18 protein-coding genes are annotated in these 18,841 nt (G+C 49.0%); 13 read left to right on the top strand and 5 right to left on the bottom strand.

Annotated features, from left to right (window positions below; all coding sequences use genetic code 11):
- Positions 1-18: 18 nt before the first annotated feature.
- The 3 genes from rnpA (at position 19) to mnmE (ending at position 3,497) form a co-directional block, all read left to right on the top strand.
- Positions 19-396, top strand: a complete 378-nt coding sequence (rnpA, locus tag EOE65_RS07160; protein ID WP_127693610.1) for a ribonuclease P protein component — start codon at positions 19-21, stop codon at positions 394-396.
- Positions 397-410: 14 nt separating this feature from the next.
- Entirely contained in the window at positions 411-2,063 is a 1,653-nt protein-coding gene (gene yidC, locus EOE65_RS07165; protein ID WP_127693611.1) for a membrane protein insertase YidC, read from the top strand.
- Positions 2,064-2,129: 66 nt separating this feature from the next.
- Positions 2,130-3,497, top strand: a complete 1,368-nt coding sequence (mnmE, locus tag EOE65_RS07170; RefSeq protein ID WP_127693612.1) for a tRNA uridine-5-carboxymethylaminomethyl(34) synthesis GTPase MnmE — start codon at positions 2,130-2,132, stop codon at positions 3,495-3,497.
- Positions 3,498-3,683: 186 nt separating this feature from the next.
- Here the strand turns inward: mnmE and EOE65_RS07175 are convergent, their stop codons facing one another.
- From EOE65_RS07175 to EOE65_RS07195, 5 genes are all read right to left on the bottom strand, one after another.
- Positions 3,684-4,766, bottom strand: coding sequence for a BMP family ABC transporter substrate-binding protein (locus EOE65_RS07175; RefSeq protein ID WP_127693613.1), 1,083 nt, complete (start codon positions 4,764-4,766; stop codon positions 3,684-3,686).
- A 48-nt stretch (positions 4,767-4,814) separates the two neighbouring features.
- Complete coding sequence (gpt, locus tag EOE65_RS07180; protein WP_127693614.1) at positions 4,815-5,318, bottom strand: xanthine phosphoribosyltransferase; 504 nt, start codon at positions 5,316-5,318, stop codon at positions 4,815-4,817.
- Between the two features lie 135 nt (positions 5,319-5,453).
- Positions 5,454-6,380: an ABC transporter permease gene (locus EOE65_RS07185; protein ID WP_127693615.1), complete on the bottom strand. Its 927-nt coding sequence runs from the start codon at positions 6,378-6,380 to the stop codon at positions 5,454-5,456.
- Positions 6,380-7,474, bottom strand: coding sequence for an ABC transporter permease (locus EOE65_RS07190; protein WP_127693616.1), 1,095 nt, complete (start codon positions 7,472-7,474; stop codon positions 6,380-6,382). The genes EOE65_RS07185 and EOE65_RS07190 overlap by 1 nt, the downstream gene beginning before the upstream one ends.
- 9 nt (positions 7,475-7,483) lie before the next feature.
- Positions 7,484-9,049, bottom strand: a complete 1,566-nt coding sequence (locus EOE65_RS07195; protein ID WP_240656931.1) for an ABC transporter ATP-binding protein — start codon at positions 9,047-9,049, stop codon at positions 7,484-7,486.
- 1,054 nt (positions 9,050-10,103) lie between these two features.
- Between EOE65_RS07195 and mnmG the strand changes: the two genes are divergently transcribed.
- From mnmG to atpA, 10 genes are all read left to right on the top strand, one after another.
- Positions 10,104-11,999 carry a tRNA uridine-5-carboxymethylaminomethyl(34) synthesis enzyme MnmG gene (gene mnmG, locus EOE65_RS07200; RefSeq protein WP_127693617.1) on the top strand — a complete coding sequence of 632 codons (1,896 nt, stop codon included), beginning with the start codon at positions 10,104-10,106 and terminating at the stop codon, positions 11,997-11,999.
- Positions 11,999-12,628 carry a 16S rRNA (guanine(527)-N(7))-methyltransferase RsmG gene (rsmG, locus tag EOE65_RS07205; RefSeq protein WP_127693618.1) on the top strand — a complete coding sequence of 210 codons (630 nt, stop codon included), beginning with the start codon at positions 11,999-12,001 and terminating at the stop codon, positions 12,626-12,628. The genes mnmG and rsmG overlap by 1 nt, the downstream gene beginning before the upstream one ends.
- 2 nt (positions 12,629-12,630) lie before the next feature.
- Positions 12,631-13,425, top strand: a complete 795-nt coding sequence (locus EOE65_RS07210) for a ParA family protein (protein WP_127693619.1) — start codon at positions 12,631-12,633, stop codon at positions 13,423-13,425.
- Positions 13,426-13,436: 11 nt separating this feature from the next.
- On the top strand, positions 13,437-14,330 hold the full coding sequence (locus EOE65_RS07215) for a ParB/RepB/Spo0J family partition protein (protein ID WP_127693620.1): 894 nt from the start codon (positions 13,437-13,439) through the stop codon (positions 14,328-14,330).
- Between the two features lie 204 nt (positions 14,331-14,534).
- Positions 14,535-14,942 carry an ATP synthase subunit I gene (locus EOE65_RS07220; RefSeq protein WP_127693621.1) on the top strand — a complete coding sequence of 136 codons (408 nt, stop codon included), beginning with the start codon at positions 14,535-14,537 and terminating at the stop codon, positions 14,940-14,942.
- 16 nt (positions 14,943-14,958) lie between these two features.
- A complete protein-coding gene (atpB, locus tag EOE65_RS07225) occupies positions 14,959-15,795 on the top strand; it encodes a F0F1 ATP synthase subunit A (protein WP_127693622.1) in 837 nt (278 codons plus the stop codon).
- A gap of 90 nt (positions 15,796-15,885) precedes the next feature.
- Positions 15,886-16,122: a F0F1 ATP synthase subunit C gene (gene atpE / locus EOE65_RS07230; RefSeq protein WP_127693623.1), complete on the top strand. Its 237-nt coding sequence runs from the start codon at positions 15,886-15,888 to the stop codon at positions 16,120-16,122.
- A gap of 68 nt (positions 16,123-16,190) precedes the next feature.
- Entirely contained in the window at positions 16,191-16,661 is a 471-nt protein-coding gene (locus EOE65_RS07235) for a F0F1 ATP synthase subunit B (protein WP_127693624.1), read from the top strand.
- A gap of 12 nt (positions 16,662-16,673) precedes the next feature.
- Positions 16,674-17,210 (top strand): F0F1 ATP synthase subunit delta, encoded by a 537-nt coding sequence (locus EOE65_RS07240; protein ID WP_127693625.1) that lies wholly within the window; start codon positions 16,674-16,676, stop codon positions 17,208-17,210.
- Between the two features lie 15 nt (positions 17,211-17,225).
- A complete protein-coding gene (gene atpA / locus EOE65_RS07245) occupies positions 17,226-18,770 on the top strand; it encodes a F0F1 ATP synthase subunit alpha (RefSeq protein WP_127693626.1) in 1,545 nt (514 codons plus the stop codon).
- The last annotated feature ends 71 nt before the right edge of the window (positions 18,771-18,841 follow it).

Here is an 18,841-nt window from a genome sequence, read left to right on the forward strand (position 1 = left end):
AGGTCTGGTTACTTTTGAATGACCGAGTTCGGATTTCCCCGGCAGCTACGTCTTTTAACGGCCGGGGACTTCAAGTCCGTCTTTGACGACGTCACCCTGAAAGTACCAGACCAGCGGATCCTTATTCTTGCCCGCCCAAATGGACTCGACCATCCTCGGTTAGGGTTCGTCATCTCGAAAAAAAATGTTCGCAGAGCAGTGAAACGAAATCACGTTCGGCGTATCATTCGCGAGTCTTTTCGCCTCAACCAGCAGCAACTTCCACCCGTCGATATGGTGATATTGGCACGTTCCGGTTTGGGAGACCTCAGCGCGGATGAACTTCATCACCTGACCAAAAAATGCTGGGCGCGGTTGAATAAAAAAGCCAAAAAACCAACGAACAAGCAAAGTTAACGGTCCCTTATCTTATGGATGTACAGCGAGTCATATTGGTTGCAGCTTTAGCTCTCATCTCCTATATGCTGGTGTTGCAGTGGAATGAAGACTATGGCCAGCCAGCCCAGGCACAAGCTCCGGTAGCCTCTGTTTCTCAATACGGTAGTACACCTGTTGCAGGCGATTTACCGACTGAAGAGAGTAAAGCGGCGGGAGATATTCCATCCACCGGCACTTCAGAAACTCAGGCACAGGCACAATTGATCTCTGCCAAAACTGACGTGCTAGATGTCCTGATCGATAGCAAAGGCGGCGACATTATTCAGGTAGCCTTGCCAAAACATGCGGCGAGCGTCGGTAGTGAGCTTTCCTTTGTGATGCTCGAGCAAACCGGCAACCGTACGTATGTGTCACAGAGTGGCTTGATCGGTAAAGATGGCCCAGACGCAAGCAAAGATGGCCGCCCAACTTATCGCGTCAGCCAAACGGCGTTTGAGATGGACGAGAGCGGCAAGCTAGATGTCGATCTAACCTTTACTGATGGCCAAGGCGTGAACTACATCAAACGCTTCACGTTTACACAGGGCTCATACCTCATCAACGTCTCTTACATCGTTGATAACCAATCCCAAGAAACATTCCAAGCCAGCCTGTTCGGTCAGATCAAGCGTGACCGCAGTGAAGATCCAAATGCATCAACAGACATGGGAATGCAGTCATACTTGGGGCCAGTGTTCTCGACAGCCGAGAACAACTATAACAAGTACGACTTTGACGATATCGATGATGCAAACTTTAAACAAACCTCAGCAGATGGTTGGGTTGCGATGGTACAGCACTACTTTACAAGTGCATGGATTCCATCACCGGGTGCAGATTACACCTACAGCTCACGCAAGCTAAACGGCAACTATATTGTTGGTTTTGTGTCACCTGTTCTGGAAGTGGCACCTGGCCAAGAAAAAACCGTTTCTGCTAATTTCTACGTTGGTCCTAAAGACCTTGACCAGATGGAAGCAGCAGCACCTAACCTTGAGCTAACGCTAGATTATGGCTGGCTCTGGTGGGTTGCATCACCTCTGCACTGGTTGCTAGACAAAATCCATAACTTAGTAGGTAACTGGGGCTTGGCAATCATTGGTATCACGATTGTTGTTAAAGCTGCGCTCTTTAACCTGAATGCTAGGGCATTCAAGTCAATGGCGAAGATGCGTAAATTCGGCCCAGAGATGCAGCGTCTCAAAGAGCTCTATGGTGATGATCGCCAGAAGATGTCTCAAGAGATGATGTCCCTCTACCAGAAAGAGAAGATCAATCCACTGGGTGGCTGTTTACCTATTCTTGCTCAGATGCCGATCTTCATCGCGCTATACTGGGTGCTGATGGAGTCTGTGGAGCTGCGCCACGCAGATTTCCTATATCTGACAGACCTGTCCGTCAAAGACCCTTACTTTATCCTGCCAATTTTGATGGGCGCGACGATGTTCATTCAGCAGTTGTTGAACCCAACACCGCCGGACCCAATGCAGGCAAAAGTGATGAAAATGCTACCGATTCTCTTCACTTTCTTCTTCCTGTGGTTCCCAGCAGGTCTGACACTGTACTGGGTGGTTAACAACATCTTGTCGATCGCACAGCAGTACGTTATCAACAAACAGATTGAAGCAGGCGATAGCGCATCTTAAGATAGCGTCATCCCTCAAAAAGGCTCCTACGGGAGCCTTTTTTGTTACTAAACTCAGGAGTTTGCTATGTCTTTTGCCAACCAAGACACCATCGCTGCACAAGCAACAGCGCCAGGACGCGGAGGTGTGGGTATCGTGCGCGTCTCGGGCCCGAAAGCGCAGGCGATTGCCCAAGAGGTGCTTGGCATGCTTCCCGCGCCGCGTCACGCGCACTATGGAGTCTTCCTCGATGCGAATGGCGCTGAGTTAGACGAGGGCATCGCACTGTTTTTCCCCGGCCCCAATTCGTTTACCGGTGAAGACGTATTAGAGCTACAAGGCCACGGCGGCCCCATCGTGATCGACTTCCTACTGCAACGTGTGCAAGCATTGGGCGCTCGGTTAGCCCGCCCGGGCGAGTTCTCAGAACGGGCTTTCCTCAACGATAAGATGGACTTAACTCAAGCCGAAGCGATTGCTGACCTGATCGACAGCGCCTCACAACAGGCTGCACGCTGTGCGCTGCGCTCGCTACAAGGGGAGTTTTCCAAGCGCGTTGATGTGCTGCTTGAGTCGCTGATCCAGTTGCGCATCTATGTGGAAGCGGCGATCGACTTTCCCGAGGAGGAGATCGACTTCTTGGCCGATGGCAAAGTGCTCAGCGACTTACAAGCGATTATGGCAAACCTTAATGCCGTTCAGCAGGAAGCACGGCAGGGCTCTCTGATTCGCGAAGGGATGAGCGTCGTCATCGCTGGGCGCCCAAATGCAGGCAAATCGAGCCTGCTGAACGCACTGGCAGGGCGCGAAACAGCGATTGTAACGGATATCGAAGGGACCACGCGCGATGTCCTGCGCGAGCATATCCATATCGATGGGATGCCCCTCCATATCATCGATACAGCAGGCTTACGTGATGCTCCTGATGAAGTGGAGCGGATCGGCATTCAACGTGCATGGGAGGAGATCCACAAGGCGGACCGCGTATTACTCATGGTTGATAGTACGAAAACCGCAGCAGACGATCCGCACCAGATCTGGCCAGAGTTCGTTGACCAGCTTCAGGACGACAGCAAAATTACCGTTATCCGCAACAAAGCCGACCTTAGTAATGAGGTCATTGGCATGACGAGCGCAGGAGAGATCCCTGTTTTACATCTCTCGGCAAAGGCTGATCAGGGCATTGAACAACTGCGCGAGCACTTAAAAACATGCATGGGTTATCAAGCAACAACAGAGGGTGGATTCCTTGCGCGCCGCCGCCACTTAGAGGCACTACAAACGGCACAGGAGTCTTTGCAAACAGGTCTTGATCAGTTGCAGCTTCACGGGGCTGGCGAGCTACTGGCAGAGGATTTACGCCAAGCTCAGCACGCGTTAGGAGAGATTACCGGACAGTTCAGTAGCGATGACCTGTTAGGCCGCATATTCTCAAGCTTCTGTATCGGTAAATAAGTGAGTTGAGCCACGATTTATCAAAAAATCTGTATTAAAGTAGTTTTTCTATATTGAGGGTAAAAAGATAGTAAGCACTTACTTTTTAGTATTTATCAGCGCGACTAAACAAGTTTTTTGAATAAATAGATAGCCACAAAAAAGCCCAGCATAGCTGGGCTTTTTTTTAAGGTTAAACAGAGCAGATTACTTTGGAATCTCGCTGCTAACACCTTCGATAAACCAGTTCATACCAGCCATTTCACCGTGCTCTAGGATCTCACCTTCAGCAACTTTTAGCTCACCCTTTTGGTTTTTAATCGGGCCAGCGAATGGGTGTAGCTTGCCTGCACTAATCGCATCGATCAGGCTCTGAGCTTCTTCAGCCACGTCTGCCGGAACGTTGGTAAACTCAGGAATAACGATCTCACCTTCTGCCATGCCACCCCAGTGGTCTTCAGACTTCCACGTACCATCCATTACCTGCTGAACGCGGTTGATGTAGAACGGAGCCCATTCGTTAACCACAGACATCACATGCGCTTTTGGACCAAAGTGCTGCATATCTGATGCTTGGCCAACCGCGTAAACGCCGCGACGGTTAGCTGCCTGCATCGCCGCTGGGCTATCCGTGTGCTGCAGAATCACGTCAACACCTTGGTCGATCATCGCATTTGCCGCATCCGCTTCTTTACCTGGATCGAACCAGCTGTTTACCCAGATGATCTTCAGCTCAGCCTCTGGGTTGTACTTGTTCAAAGCCATTTGAACGGCGTTGATATCACGAATAACCTCTGGAATCGGGAACGATGCGATATAACCAATCTTGTTCGACTTGGTAACTTTCGCCGCCACAAAGCCTGCAACATAACGGCCTTCGTAGGTATTAGAGATATAAGTACCTACGTTTTTCGCTTGCTTGTATCCTGTTGCGTGCTCAAATGTTACACGAGGGAACTGCTTCGCAACTTTCAACGTCGGGTTCATAAAACCAAATGACGTCGTAAAGATCAGTTTGTGACCAGTCTTTGCTAGGTTACGAATCACGCGCTCAGCGTCAGCGCCTTCTGGCACGTTTTCAACGTAAGTGGTTTTCACTTTGTCACCAAAGTGCTTTTCAACCGCTAAACGGCCTTGGTCGTGCTGGTAGCTCCAGCCATGGTCACCGATTGGGCCAACATAAACAAAGCCGACTTTCATTTGATCAGCAGCTTGTACGCTAAGGGTGGCAGCTAAGCCTAAACCTGCAACAAGACCGGTTAGGAGCTTCTTCAACGCTGGTTTTTTCATTTACGCGTTCCTCGTTAAAACTTCACATTCAATTGGAGTAGTTAGGTTTCAACCCGAATGACGGTCTGCCAATGGGGTCGAGAAGGTATATTCCATATCCCAAGGGAAGCGAATCCAAGTATCTTGGCTGACTTCCATCACATAGGTGTCCACAAGCGGACGGCCCGCAGGCTTGGCGTAAAGCGTCACAAAGTGCGCCTTGGGCAGCATCTCACGGACGAATTTAGCTGTTTTACCCGTATCGACGAGATCATCCACCAGCAAATAGCCTTCACCGTCGCCTTCAACAGACTTGAGTACATTAAGTTCGCCTTGTTGCATCGCTTCGCCTTGATTTTCGGCCGTGCCATAGCTGGTGACGCAAATAGTGTCGATTAAGCGGATATCCAACTCACGCGCTAAGATCGCTGCCGGTACCAAACCACCACGTGTAATTGCGATGATGCCTTTCCAGGGGCCAAGCTCCAGTAGACGCCACGATAGCGCACGTGAGTTTCGGTGTAATTCATCCCATGAAACCGGGAAATCTTTGCTGTAGGGCAGCTGAGCCATTGAGTCTTCCTCTTAAAGCGAAATAGAGCGCCCCAATCTCTACCTTGGGGCGATGTTAATCGCGAATTATAACCTAAAGGTCAGGTTTTATTGCCGTTACCTATCAAACCTTGATAGCGAGCAAACGCTTGTGCATTAGCTACTCGCATGGAATGGCTTACCAAGCGACGCTGGTGTGTACAACTTACTGCGCCCGCTGTTGCGAGACAGCATAACCAAAACCAGAATTGTCGCGATGTATGGCAGCATGGCCAGCAGGTTTGGTGATACCGCAAAGCCCAAACCTTGTGCCACAAGATGGAGAATGCTCGCCAAACCAAACAGATAGGCTCCCAACAGCACCCGCTCAGCACGCCAAGTTGCAAAGACCACCAGCGCTAACGCGATCCAACCACGTCCTGCCGTCATGTTTTCTGCCCACAAAGGTGTATAGGCCAGCGATAGATATCCACCCGCTAAACCTGCCATAGCGCCACCAAACGCAACAGCAAGATAGCGCGTGCGCATCACCGGTAAACCGATCGCATTCGCGGCGTGTGGGTTCTCGCCCACGGCTTTAACAACTAATCCCGTGCGGCTAGAGCGGAAGAACCAGTAAACGGCAGCAAATAAGCCAAAAGAGAAGTAGACGATCAGGTCCTGTGCAAACAGCATCTTGCCGATAATGGGAATATCGCTCAGTACAGGAATAGCGATCACACCTAAACCGTCGATCGGCTTGCCAACATAGTCAGAACCGATAAACGCAGATAAACCCGTACCAAAAATTGTCAAGGCAAGCCCGGTAGCCACTTGGTTGGCGCTCAGACCCAGAGCAATTACAGCAAATAACTGGGACATCAAAACACCGGCCAACATCGCACAAATAAAGCCTAACCAAACGTTGCCAGAGAGCAGGGTAGCGATAAAGCCAATGACCGCTCCCATCAGCATCATCCCTTCCTGACCAAGGTTTAACACGCCGCTTTTTTCGCAGACCATTTCGCCCAATGCCACAATCAGCAGCGGTGTTCCAGTACGGATCATCGCATAGAGCACGTTGGTAATTAGATCGATATCCATTAGTTTACTTGCTCCGCTGTCGTCTTTTGCGAGGATAACCAAGGTAGGGTGACACGGAAGTTGATCAATACATCACATGCCAATAGATAGAAGAGCAGTAAACCTTGGAACAAACCGGTGATGGCCACCGGCATATTCAGCTCGATCTGAGCCATCTCACCACCCATGTAGATCAAAGCCATCAGCAAGCTCGCCAACAAAATGCCCACCGGGTGCAAACGGCCAAGGAACGCAACGATAATCGCTGCATAGCCATAGCCCGGTGAAATTTGCGGTACTAACTGACCAAGTGGGCCTGTCACTTCGCCGGCACCCGCAAGGCCTGCTAAACCGCCGCTAATCAGCATGGTTACCCACACCAAACGCTTACTTTTAAAGCCCGCCAAACGCGCGGCGCTGTGATCCAGACCAAGTACTTTAATCTGGAAGCCCATAAAGCTGCGGCTGAGCAATACCCATATTGCAGCAACAGCGAATAGAGCAAATAAAATACCTGCATGGACCCGTGTATCCTCAATTAAGACAGGCATCAGCGATGCATCGCCAAACATGGCAGATTCAGGGAAGTTGAAACCGTTGGGATCTTTTAAAGGGCCGTGCACCGAGAACACTAATAGGTTCAAGGCGATATAGTTGAGCATGATAGTCGTGAGGATCTCGTTGGCATTGAAGTGTGTTTTTAGCCATGCCGCGAGCAAAGCCCACAACGCACCACCAATAACACCTGCCAGAAGAATCGCTGGCAGTACCCAGATACCCTCCGCTTCGATCACATTCACAGCAACGCTACTGGCCAGTAGTCCACCAATCAATAACTGCCCCTCAGCACCGATATTCCAAACTTGTGCTTTAAAGACCACGGCAAGCCCAATCGCACATAACAGAATCGGTGCTGCCTTTACGCACCATTCAGCCAGGCCATAGGTGTCTGAAATAGGTGTGTAGAGCATGGTTTTCAGGGCGTGTATCGGGTCGAGTCCTTGCAGGAAAAAGAAGATACCGCTAGTGATCAATGTGAGTACACCCGCCAGTACTGGCGATAGATATGCCATCTTACGCGAGTGCTGACCACGGGGTTCGAGCTTAACAAGCATAATATATCCTTACGATGTAGAGTTCGCATGAGTGGCGGTATCAAACACACCAGTCATCCACTGGCCGACCTCCTCTAAAGAGGTTTCCGGCGTCGGTTTCAGTGGCGATAGTTCACCATCGCAGATGGCGCACAAGCGATCAGAGATTAGAAATAGTTCATCGATATCTTCAGATACCACCAGAATCGCTGCACCTTGGTTACGCAGCTCAATGAGCGCCTGATGGATCGCTGTTGCCGCGCCGATATCCACACCCCAAGTGGGGTGAGCAGCAATCAGCAGCTGCGGTTTTTGCATGATCTCACGACCAATGATGAACTTTTGAAGATTACCACCAGAAAGGCTCTTTGCATGGGTCTCACTGCCCGGCGTTTTGACCTTAAACTGGTTGATGATCTTCTGTGCAAAGCTCTCAGTGCCTTGGTGGTCGATCATGCCACGTTTACTCACGAGCCCTGTTAAAAAGCCGGTTAACAGCGCGTTTTCCTTCAAGCTCATATCCGGCACAGCACCACGACCCAAGCGCTCTTCAGGTACAAACGCCAAGCCTTTGCGACGGCGCTTTTCTGGGCAAAGGTGCCCGACAGGGCCACAAGGAAAGTGAATCGCATCATGGTTTTCAACGGTATCCTCACCACTGAGAGCAGCGAGTAGCTCCTCTTGGCCATTTCCCGCAACACCGGCGATACCCACAATTTCGCCCGCATGAACATCCAGATCAATGCCTTTAAGGTCCACGCCAAATGGATCTTCGCTAATACGCGTTAAGCCGCGAACTTGCAAGAACACATCACTACCCAGCACCTTCTCATAGTCCATCGTGATCGGTGTCTCGTCACCCACCATCATTCTCGCCATGCTAGCCGGGCTCTCTTGCGCAGGGATGCAGTCACCCGATAGGCGGCCGCCTCGGAGAATCGTGGCGTGATGGCAAAGCGCTTTGACTTCATTGAGTTTATGGCTGATAAACAAGATGCTGCAGCCCTCTTCAGCAAGGCGGCGCAGGGTAATAAAGAGCGTATCAACCTCTTGAGGAGTCAGCACCGAGGTAGGCTCGTCGAGAATCAGTAGCTTAATATCCTGAACCAAGCAGCGCACAATCTCGACGCGTTGGCGCTCACCGACAGATAAGGAGTGCACGTGGCGATCTGGATTCAAGGCCATACCATAACGCTCAGAAACGGTACGTATCTTATCAGCCAAAGCCTTCAGATCCCCAGCTTCATCACCTAATGCCAATGCGATATTTTCTGTGATGGTCAGCGTTTCAAAAAGGGAGAAGTGCTGAAACACCATCCCAACACCGAGTCGTCTTGCGTGGGCCGGATCTTTAATTTGTACCCGCTCACCTTCCCAGTAAACTTCGCCGCTATCTGGCTTTACGACACCATAGATGATTTTCATTAGGGTGCTTTTACCGGCACCGTTCTCACCGAGTAGCGCGTGAATCTCACCACCGGCGATCTCTAGATCAACCGCATCGTTAGCGAGACAGCCAGGATACTGCTTGGTGATACTTTTCATTACCAGCCTAGGTGGTTGGTTTGGCATATCACCTGCCAAAGAAGTCGTCATTATCGTCCTCGTTCTGACCCTTTCAGTCATGGCTCTCAACAAACCTGACTCAAGAGTCAAAAAAAATATTCTCTTTTCTGAAAAACGATGGCAGAATCTAAAGAACCTGACTAAAAAGACAGGTTCACAGTAGCAACAAACTCCCTCTCCATAGGCTTTCGTTAAAAAGCTGGAAAATCCCTAGTAAACAAATAGATACGAAAGCTACAGTGGAAAATCTCGGAAAGAATACCGAGCTCTTTTAGCGTTCTGCTCGCGAAAAAACGCCAATTTTAACACGTATTCCTTATGTGGGCCTATCACTTTTCTGGCCTTGCCTCAGCACACTGTTTTACCTCAACTTCAACTGCTACACACCCAATACACAGTCTTTAAGCACGATACCCCCAACAAGCTGTGGATAACATTTCAAAAACTGACATAAAAATGATCATTTAAAGTTAAACACAAGCCACACAGGAATATAAAGCCTCAATAACAAGTCTGTGGGCATTTTGTTGGAAACAACGAAGTAAGAGATAACTCATTGTTTATATAGGAAAAATAACAGGGATTATTAAAAATCTTTTTGTGGATAACAGAATGTAAATAGATATACCCGCTTCTCACACACTTATGCACAAAGCAATCAACATAATTAAGTTACTCCGAATACCCGTGAAGAAACCTGTTTAAAAAACGGTGCATATTTTAGTGGGTAACCAAGGCTGTGAAAAAAGCACATTTTTACTCACAAGCTACCAAAAGGGTGTGCTCACCTCTGAGACAACTACTCAACACGGTTAGATAGTAAATATCTTGTTGTTATATAATGATTTTTATCACTTGGTAACATAAATTCGGCACTTAATAACAATCAACATAATAATCTTCTAAATATATATATTCTCTTTTCTTTATTTATATACAGGTGGATAAAGAAATTTGGTTAGACAGGTAGAGCTGATCAATTTTTATACATTTCTTCCCGTTGAATAGAGTTGTATAATGCGGCTCTTTTCTTTCACCGGTCAGCCGTATCGGTAGGTACATGTTTCATTGGGGTATAGGTTAAGTGGATTATCCAGATCGTTTTGATGTCATTGTGATCGGCGGTGGACACGCTGGAACAGAAGCAGCACTGGCTGCAGCGCGTATGGGAGCGTCAACACTGCTGCTGAGCCATAATATTGAGACATTAGGACAGATGTCCTGTAATCCAGCGATAGGTGGTATCGGTAAGAGCCATTTGGTTAAGGAGATCGATGCGCTTGATGGCGCAATGGCAAAAGCTACCGATAAGGCAGGTATCCAATTTCGGACACTCAACTCCCGAAAAGGCCCTGCTGTTCGTGCTACACGTGCTCAAGCTGACCGGGTGTTATATAAAGCAGCGATCCGTGAGACCTTAGAAAACCAACCCAACCTTCAGCTATTCCAACAAGGCGCTGATGACCTGATCGTTGAACAGGATCAAGTTAAGGGTGTTGTCACCCAAACGGGTATTCGCTTTTACGCTGAATCCGTTGTGTTAACTGCAGGGACATTCTTGGGCGGTAAGATCCACATTGGCATGGATAACTACCAAGGTGGTCGAGCAGGCGATCCTCCATCACTGGCCTTAGCTGAGAGGCTACGTGCATTGCCCCTGCGGGTAGATCGCCTAAAAACAGGTACCCCCCCCAGAATTGACGCACGTAGCGTTGATTTCTCACTGATGCAGGAGCAACCTGGCGATACGCCAACGCCTGTGATGTCTTTCATGGGATCAACGGCAGATCATCCGCGTCAGATCAGTTGTTATATCACCCACACCAATGAGCGTACTCACGAAATATTGCGTAGTGGCCTTGATCGATCGCCTTTATACACAGGGGTAATCGATGGCGTAGGCCCACGCTACTGCCCGTCGGTTGAGGATAAAATTATGCGCTTCGCGGACAAAGACCAGCATCAGGTTTTTGTCGAGCCAGAAGGGTTAACAACACATGAGCTATATCCAAATGGCATCTCAACCAGCTTGCCGTTTGATATTCAGCTAGCGGCAGTACGCTCAATTCGTGGTTTTGAGAACGCACATATCCTGCGTCCAGGCTATGCCATCGAATACGATTACTTCAATCCGCAGGATCTTAAGCACACCTTGGAAACCAAAGTGATCGATGGCCTCTACTTTGCAGGTCAGATCAACGGTACCACCGGTTATGAAGAGGCGGGAGCACAAGGGCTGCTTGCTGGTGCGAATGCGGCAGCGCGAGCACTTGATAAAGAGCAGTGGTACCCACGCCGTGATGAAGCCTATATCGGGGTGCTGGTCGATGACTTAATCACCCTTGGCACCTCCGAGCCGTATCGTATGTTCACAAGCCGCGCTGAATATCGTTTGATTTTGCGTGAAGATAATGCAGATTTACGTTTGACGGAGAAAGGCCGCGAGTTAGGTCTTGTCGGTGATGAGCGTTGGGCTGCATTTTGCCGCAAAAAAGAGGCGATTGAGCTTGAACAGCAACGCTTAAAGAGCACATGGGTTCAGCCGGGCACACAAGCTGCAGAGGTCCTTAACACTAAACTATCGTCACCGCTGACGCGCGAGTACAACTTAGCCGATCTGATCAAACGACCTGAGCTAACCTACAGCGATGTCGCAGCCTTAAAAGGCGAAGCGGTTGAGGATCCGCGTGTCGCAGAACAGGTTGAGATCCAGTTTAAGTACGCGGGCTATATCGATCGCCAAATTGACGATATAGAGCGTATGCGCCAACAAGAAAACACCCCTCTGCCTGATGACTTTGATTATGAGCTTGTGGGCGGCTTATCCAATGAATTGAAAACTAAACTAATTGCCCAAAAGCCGGTCAGTATCGCGCAAGCTTCGCGAATCCAAGGGATAACACCTGCGGCGATCTCGCTACTCTTGGTTCATATCAAAAAACAACAGATGCTAAAAAAGCAGAGTAAGGCAGCCAATTAATGGATTTGATGTCGCTTCGGGCGCTACTAGAGCAGCAAGCAACCGCGCTCTCATTAAACTTAACGGATCAGCAAATTGATCAGCTGATCAACTACCTTGAGCTGCTTATCAAGTGGAATAAAGCATACAACTTGACCGCTGTGCGGGACCCTTCTGAGATGGTGTCGCGCCACTTGGTGGATAGCTTAAGCGTTGTGCCTTTTGTTAGAGGCCCCCGCATCATCGATGTGGGCAGTGGTCCGGGACTGCCAGGTATCCCGCTGGCGATCTGTCTACCCAATGTTCGCGTGGTGACGCTTGACTCCAACGGTAAAAAGACGCGTTTTCAAAATCACGTCAAGGTAACGCTGGGGTTGGATAATCTCGCAATTATCAACGGACGAGCAGAGGAGTGCGACGAACCCGCGTTCCCAGAGGTGATCTCTCGCGCTTTCGCATCACTGGAAGATATGATCACTTGGACACAACAACTGTGTGCGGATGATGGGGTATTTTTAGCCATGAAGGGGCAGTACCCAGATGAAGAATTAGCAGCACTACCCGCCGGCTTCGAGCTTAAAGAGAGCCATCCATTGCTCGTACCCGGTACCGATGGAACGCGCCACCTATTGGTGTTAGGAAGGGAATAACCATGGCCAAAATTCTGACCATCACTAACCAAAAGGGTGGAGTGGGCAAGACGACAACCTGCGTTAATTTAGCAGCATCACTTGCTGCAACTAAAAAGCGTGTACTACTGATCGATCTTGACCCGCAAGGTAACGCTACGATGGGCAGCGGGGTTGATAAGCACGAGCTTGAGACCTCCGCGTATGAATTGCTGACCGGACAAGCTGATGCTCAAGAGTGCATTATTAAAGGCTTGCCAGTTCACTATGATGTGATCGGTGCCAATGGAGATTTAACGGCGGCCGAGGTAGAACTACTGCAACTACCTCGACGCGAGTTCCGTTTGAAAATGGCGCTGCAAAACATCGCCGATCAGTACGACTTCATTTTGTTAGACAACCCGCCATCGCTGAACCTGCTGACAGTGAATGCATTAGCTGCTTCGGCTGGTGTTATTATCCCTATGCAGTGTGAGTACTATGCATTGGAAGGGATTAGTGCGTTGATTGGTACGGTTGAGAAGATCAATAAACGCCTCAACCCCGAGCTTAAAATCGAAGGGATTCTGCGTACTATGTTTGACCCGCGCATGAGTCTCACCAAAGACGTCTCAAGCCATCTAGTAGACTACTTTGGCGATAAAGTTTACCGTACGGTCATACCGCGCAACGTACGTCTAGCAGAAGCGCCATCTCACGGCCTTCCTGCTCTTCTCTATGATAAAAACTCACGTGGCTCGCTCGCTTACCTTGCGCTTGCGGGTGAACTATCGCGCAAAACGGAAATGGATCAGCGAACTGCTGAACTGGCTGACTAGCAGGATATAACATGGCCAAAAAACGAGGACTTGGGCGCGGTCTTGATGCGCTACTTGGCGGAGTGAATAACCCTACCACGGACGCAGCTGAACCTGCATCAGAGGGCCTAGAGCAAGCGTTAGCCGACGCTTACCCTGAATTATCTGTCCATAAAGTCCAGCGGGGTCGTTATCAGCCGCGCCGAGATATAGAGCCTGAAGCGTTGGAAGAGTTAGCGGAGTCTATTCGCGCTCATGGTGTCATGCAGCCGATTGTCGTTCGTCCCATCGAAGATGCACGTTATGAGATCATCGCCGGTGAGCGTCGCTGGCGAGCAGCGCAGATGGCGGGTCTGGAAGTCATTCCCGCGGTTGTCAAAGATGTACCCGATGAAGCCGCGATTGCGATGGCGCTTATCGAAAATATTCAGCGCGAAAACCTCAATCCAATGGAGGAGGCGATTGCTCTACAGCGCTTACAATCTGAGTTTGAATTAACCCAGCAACAGGTCGCCGATGCAGTTGGTAAATCACGCTCAGCTATCGCGAACCTGTTACGCTTGATTAAACTCACTCCCGATGTGCGCAAAATGCTGGAGTATGGCGATATTGAGATGGGTCATGCGCGTGCATTATTGGCACTGGATGGAGCGCTTCAGGTTGAAGCTGCGCAAGAGGTGACAGGAAAAGCGCTGTCGGTACGTCAAGCCGAAGAGCTTGTCAGACGTATCCAGGCCGGCGAGCAACCGCCACAGCAAGCGAAACCAGCACTACAAAATCCTGCACTGTCGCAAATCGCCAGCGATCTATCTCGCCACTTAGCGACCAAAGTGGCAATCAATCAAAACGCCAAGGGAAAAGGAAAGATTACAATCAATTTCGATTCCGAAGAGCTACGTGATTCGATACTTAACTTGTTGAAATAAAAGAAATATAAAACACACTAGTTAAGTTTAATCAGGAAACACCCGCATAAACGTTGTGATCTGCGTTAATACATTAGTGCAAAACCCGAAAACGCCGGTTGAGAATAGCGTGCGAAGTCCATATAATCGGCACGCTATTTCGGATCTGTGTATCCAAAATTTGCATAACATACAAAGACTGATGATGAGCTATCTGAGAAAGTCATGAGTAATTCATCCCCTGGTGGGAAGTTTACGCGGCTAACGCGTAAGAAAGTGACGCGAATCTTCCAGATACAAACCGTGTTTACGTTGTGCGTTGCGTTAATCTCGTTACTACACAGTGTGACCGCCGGGTACTCTGCTTTGTTAGGGGGCGTTACATACCTTGTCCCTAATGCTTATTTTGCATGGCGGGTTCTTAGCCGAAGCAGCGATACGCCGCGAGGTGTATTGGCTGATATGTACATCGGTGAAATATGGAAAATGGTGATTACGATAGCGTGCTTTGCCGCTGTCTTTATCTTGGTTCAACCGTTGAGCCCATTTCCCTTATTTCTGACCTTTGTGCTGCTGCAGATACTTAATTGGTACCTGCAAATGAAGGTCGATGACCGATTCCTTAAACTTTGAAACGAGAGAACTGAGAATGGCTAGCAGCGGTGACACAGTAACATCCTCAGAGTATATATCCCACCACTTAACGAACCTCACGTTCGGCTATCACGAAAAGACAGACAGCTGGCGCTTCGTTGATACTGCAAATGGTGTTATGCCCGGTGACTTCGGCTTTTGGGCGATTCACGTGGATACTATGCTCTGGTCTATTGGGCTGGGTTTATTTTTCATTTGGTTGTTCAAAAAAGTTGCTGAAACAGCAACAGCGGGCGTCCCTGGGCGTTTGCAAAACTTCATCGAAACGATCATCGACTTCGTAGATGACAACGTTAAGAGTATTTTCCATTACAAAAATGCTGTGATTGCACCGCTTGCTTTGACCATTTTTGTATGGATCTTCCTCATGAACTTGATGGACCTTGTGCCAATCGATTGGGTACCTTATCTTGCCCAGCAAATGGGTGTTGGTTACATGAAAATCGTACCAACAACTGACCCTAACGCGACACTAGGTATGGCGTTCAGTGTTTTCTTCCTGATCGTTTACTACAGCATCAAACAGAAAGGTGTTGGCGGCTTCTTAGCAGAGCTGTCTTTCATGCCGCTAGGTAAATGGTTCTTGCCATTCAACTTGTTCCTAGAGGTTGTAGGCCTACTTGCTAAGCCTATCTCCTTGGCATTGCGACTATTCGGTAACATGTACGCAGGTGAGATGATCTTCATCCTGATTGCATTGCTACCTTTCTGGGCACAATGGTTCTTGTCTGTACCATGGGCGATCTTCCACATTCTGGTAATCACTCTGCAGGCATTTATCTTTATGGTACTGACGATCGTTTACCTCGCTATGGCGCACGACGATCACTAAATCCCAGTGTGAACTGGCATTTGATTAATAACTGAAGATTTACATTTTAACTTTAACTTTAACTTTAAAACTTTAAGTGGAGAAAAACTGATGGAAATGGCTAACGCTCTAGTATTCCTGGCTGCTGCTGTCCTGATGGGCCTTGCTGCAATTGGTGCTGCTGTTGGTATCGGTAACCTAGGTGGTAAATTCTTGGAAGGCGCTGCGCGTCAACCTGAGTTGGTACCACTACTACGCTCTAACTTCTTCATCGTAATGGGTCTGGTAGATGCGGTTCCAATGATCGGTGTTGGTCTGGGCATGTACCTGATGTTCGCTGTTGCGTAACTCTCGGATAGAAAATTCTTAATCTAAATCGAGTTACTACGTAATAACGAACCGCGAGAGGTAATGGCGTGAATATTAATTTAACCATCATCGGCCAAGCTATCTCCTTCGCTATCTTCGTCATGTTCTGCATGAAGTATGTATGGCCACCTATCACAGGTGCCCTAGCAGAGCGTAAGAAGAAGATTGCAGATGGTTTGGACGCTGCTGAACGTGCTGAGCGTGACCTGCAATTGGCTCAAGAAAAAGCTGTTGCAAACATGCGTGAGAGCAAAGAGCAGGCAGCCGCCATCATCGAACAGGCTAATAAGCGGGCAAACCAATTGGTCGAAGAAGCTAAAGAGCAAGCGCGTGCAGAAGCAGAACGCATCAAGCACGCGGCTGAAGCTGAAATCGAACAGGAAGTTAACCGTGCTAAAGAAGCTTTACGTGAGCAAGTAGCTGTATTGGCTGTTGCTGGCGCAGAGAAGATTCTTGAAGCATCGGTTGACCAGGCAGCCCACGCTAAGCTGGTTGATAAACTGGCAGCGGAGCTTTAAGCGAGGTTTACGATGGCTGAACTCAATACAGTCGCTCGTCCCTACACGAAAGCTGCATTTGAATTTGCGTTAGAAAAGGGTGCGGTTGATCAATGGTCAACTATGTTGGCATCTGTTGCTGCGGTTTCAGTTGATGAAGCTATGGCACAGGTGCTGAACAACCCAGCAGTAACAACTGAGCAAAAGGGCGACGTTATCGTTGCTGTTTGCGAAAAAGTGCTAGATGAGTCTGGCAGCAACTTTGTACGTTTGCTGGCCGACAACAAGCGCTTAGCTTTGTTACCTGAAATTAGTGCGCAGTTTGAGCAGCTTAAAGCGATTCAGCAGAAGTCAGTCGATATCGATTTGACGACTGCTTATGAACTGGATGAGCAGCAGCAACAAAAATTAACTCAGGCTCTCAGCGCGAAGCTGGGTCGTGACGTGAATATTACACCTGCGGTCGATAAATCGATTCTTGGTGGTGTAATCGTGCGTTCACAGGACCTGGTAATCGATGGCTCTGTTCGCTCGCGTTTAGCGAAACTAGCCGAAGCTATGAAGTCCTGAGTATGAGGAATAACCATGCAGCAACTGAATCCATCTGAGATCAGCGAGATTCTCAAGAAGCGCATCGAAGAACTGGATGTGTCTTCTGAAGCCCGAAACGAGGGCACTATCGTCAGCGTATCTGATGGTATCATTCTGATCCACGGTCTAGCTGACGTAATGTACGGGGAAATGATCGAGTTCCCTAATGGTATCTACGGTATGGCGCTTAACCTAGAGCGCGACTCAGTAGGTGCTGTAGTACTGGGCGATTACCAAAGCCTAGTCGAAGGTATGACTGCACGTTGTACTGGTCGTATCTTGGAAGTACCTGTTGGCCCACAACTTCGTGGCCGCGTTGTTGACGCGTTGGGTAACCCAATCGATGGTAAAGGTCCGATTGAAACTGATCTGACTGATGCTGTTGAAAAAGTTGCACCAGGTGTAATCGAGCGTCAAGGTGTAGACCAGCCTGTACAAACAGGTCTGAAATCAATCGACGCAATGGTTCCAATCGGTCGTGGTCAGCGTGAGTTGATCATCGGTGACCGTCAGATTGGTAAATCTGCGATCGCTATCGACGCTATTATCAACCAGAAAGATACGGGTGTTACTTGTATCTACGTAGCGGTTGGTCAAAAGCAATCGACTATTGCAAACGTTGTACGCAAGCTTGAAGAGCACGGCGCAATGGATCACACCATTGTTGTTGCTGCCGGTGCGGCTGATCCTGCAGCAATGCAGTTCTTGGCACCATACGCTGGTTGTACAATGGGCGAATACTTCCGTGACCGCGGTGAAGATGCACTGATCGTATACGATGACCTGACAAAACAGGCATGGGCATACCGTCAGATCTCCTTGCTGTTGCGTCGTCCACCGGGTCGTGAAGCTTACCCTGGTGACGTTTTCTATCTTCACTCTCGTCTGCTGGAGCGTGCTGCGCGCGTTAACGCTGACTACGTTGAGAAATTCACGAACGGTGAAGTGAAAGGCCAAACAGGTTCTTTGACAGCTCTGCCTGTTATCGAAACTCAAGGCGGTGACGTATCTGCATTCGTACCAACAAACGTTATCTCCATCACTGATGGTCAGATCTTCTTGGAATCTAGCCTGTTCAACTCAGGTGTACGTCCAGCGATCAACGCAGGTTTGTCTGTATCCCGTGTAGGTGGTGCAGCGCAGACTAAGATCATCAAGAAGTTGGGTGGCGGTGTACGTCTAGCTCTTGCTCAGTACCGTGAATTGGCTGCGTTTGCGCAGTTCGCATCAGATCTTGATGATGCAACACGTGCCCAGCTCGAGCATGGTCAGGCTGTAACTGAGCTGATGAAGCAGAAGCAGTATTCACCAATGTCTGTAGCTGAAATGGGCCTTAGCCTGTACGCTGCAAACGAAGGTTACCTGAAAGACGTCGAACTGAACAAAATCCTAGACTTTGAAGCGGCTCTTATCTCCTTCTTCAACAGCGAATACGCTGATCTGATGGGTGATATCAACCAGAGCGGTAACTACAGCGATGAAATCGCTGCGCAGTTCAAAGCTGGTATCGAGAAGTTCAAGTCAACGCAAACTTGGTAAGCGCTACTGCGTGATGGCCTGCTACTAACATGAGGCAGGCCTTACTAAGTTAAGGTAATAAAGGCGGAACT

Origin of the sequence: Neptunomonas marina (genome assembly GCF_004005935.1) — a bacterium.
Classification (GTDB): domain Bacteria; phylum Pseudomonadota; class Gammaproteobacteria; order Pseudomonadales; family Balneatricaceae; genus Neptunomonas; species Neptunomonas marina.